Below are 2,331 nucleotides of genomic sequence, written 5' to 3'. Positions count from 1 at the left end.
CGGTGGTTTATTGTTATCTTTAACAATATTAGTTTTTTTGGTTGATATATTATCAAAAAGTTCTACTGTCATATTAAGAATATATTATAAACTTTATTAAGTAAATCATAACACAAACAAGCTAGCCTAGCTAATAAATTTACATATTCATATAATCAACAAACAACCTTTAGTATTTTCACAAAATTGTATAGTGCTATGGTATGCGAGTCCCTGATATTTTCAAAAAAACAATTCTTTAAATCATTTGAGTACCCAAACTTCCTATTTAAGTGCATGTTTGATAAGAGAGATGGTAACAGCTTGCTTACGAACTAATGCATAGTGCATTATTACATCCAATAATTTGATTATTTGATCAAATTGTCGTGGTAAATTAATTAATAAATATTCAATTACACAGTCAGATACCTTAACCGACTGATCGGAAAAATATTTAAAGATTAATTTGCTCATCAATTCATCATCTGGCTGATTTATTTCTAACCTTAGAACAGAATTGATTCTTGATGATAAATCCTGTAATGCAAAATTATTAGCTAAACTTCCTGTAGTCATCAACAAATATTTACGACACTCACTTATTAAATTAAAACAATGGAGGATATTTCTTTCCTGCCAAAATTCTATATCTTCCATAATAAAAGCATTATACTTCATAACATGCTCTGCACTAAGTATATCTGAATCTTTTTTTATAAAAAATGCATACGACAAATTTTGCCATATTTTACTAAGATATGTTTTACCAGAGGAAGGAGGTCCATAAAGCAAAATTGTAAACTCATAGGGTTTACTGCCCCAAATTCTCGACCAGTTTTTTATTGAATTGTATGCGATTTGATTAGAAGGTGAATTAATAAAATTATCTAAAACATATCGATCATTACCAAATAATGGTAATATATATTGCTGGGAATCTCGCATAATTAATAGATAATCTTTAACTCTTATAAAACTTACTAGATTTATAAAAATCGATAGCAGCTAAAAACAAAACTTTTATTATACTGGCAATTGGTATAGCAAATAATATACCCAAGAAACCAAATATATTACCTAATGCAAGAACTGCAAATATTATCCAAAGGGGATGTAGACCGATCTTATCACCTATAATTTTCGGTGATAAAATATATCCTTCAACTATTGTGCCAACCAAATAAATAATGATTATATAAAATAATGTACTGACCATACCAAAAGCAAAATAACTAACAATCATGGTAAGCGAAAAGGATATTAAGATGCCAACAAATGGTATAATTATTGAAAAACCAGACAAAACCCCTAACAATAATCCTAAATCTACACCAAGAATCGACAAAGAAACACCGTAATATATTGATAATAATAAACAAACATTTAGCTGTCCCCTTATATAAGCAGACAGGGAAGTATTAATGGCTGATAATATTTTTAGAATTTTCTTTTTACCTTTCAAAGGTAGTAAAAGGTTTATATTTTCTGACATTGTTAACCAATCTCGTAAAAAATAAAATAATATAAGTGGTATTAATAAAATCAATACAAATAAATTGATTGTTACCATAGTAACATGCCAAATATTATTAGCAAGCCCTGTGATCAACAAAAATATACCATTAACAAAGTTACTAATAGAATTTTTTATATTATCAGCAATATCTGGATCTATTGAATAAAATTTTGCCGTAATAACAGGTATTAATTCAGTTTGTAAATAATCTTTATAAGCTGGAATTTTACTAATTAGCAAAGTTGTTTGTTGATATATGATAGGCAGCAACACTACCATTACTATAGCAAAAATGCTAAAAAATAGAAAGGAAATTACTGAAACCACTATAGTTCTAGATAATTTATATCGTAACGACAGATTATCAATTATAGGCTGTAATATATATGATATTATTCCAGCTATAAAAAATGGCATCAATATATTAGAGATCAGAGTCAAAGTTACTATAATAGTGCCAACAACAATAACCCAAAAAATAGTTTTATCCAAGATGGTTCCTTTTCTTTTATCAATTACTGCAAAGTATAGCTTTTCCTTATATCATAGTCAATTGATGAGAAATTAGTGACGTTGTTACTCGTTGCTCGCATATTACATATAGGCTTTGCTCCATCACTCCTAGGAGATTGTCTACATCAAAGATTTTTTTGAAGGCTAACTCATATTTATTTAATTAGTAATCATAACTTATCTGATAGTCCGCCATTTAGGGTTTGCAGTAGTTCAGTGATCTTAGCGACAGATAGTTTGGTTATTTTCGCTACTTCCTCAATAGAACTGCCATTTTCTATCATCATTTTTATTAATTTAGCTTCTCCCCTAGCTTCACC

2 protein-coding genes are annotated in these 2,331 nt (G+C 28.4%); both read right to left on the bottom strand.

Features of this window, described 5'->3' with window-relative positions:
- Positions 1–264: 264 nt before the first annotated feature.
- Positions 265–927 (bottom strand): P-loop NTPase family protein, encoded by a 663-nt coding sequence (locus RiCNE_RS06770; RefSeq protein ID WP_094649799.1) that lies wholly within the window; start codon positions 925–927, stop codon positions 265–267.
- Between the two features lie 16 nt (positions 928–943).
- Complete coding sequence (locus RiCNE_RS06765; RefSeq protein WP_094649798.1) at positions 944–1,990, bottom strand: AI-2E family transporter; 1,047 nt, start codon at positions 1,988–1,990, stop codon at positions 944–946.
- Positions 1,991–2,331 lie beyond the last annotated feature (341 nt).

The sequence above is a fragment of the Rickettsia endosymbiont of Culicoides newsteadi genome, from assembly GCF_002259525.1.
GTDB lineage: Bacteria > Pseudomonadota > Alphaproteobacteria > Rickettsiales > Rickettsiaceae > Tisiphia.
Note: the sequence above shows the minus strand (reverse complement) of the source record. Positions and strands in the feature narration are given on the sequence as shown.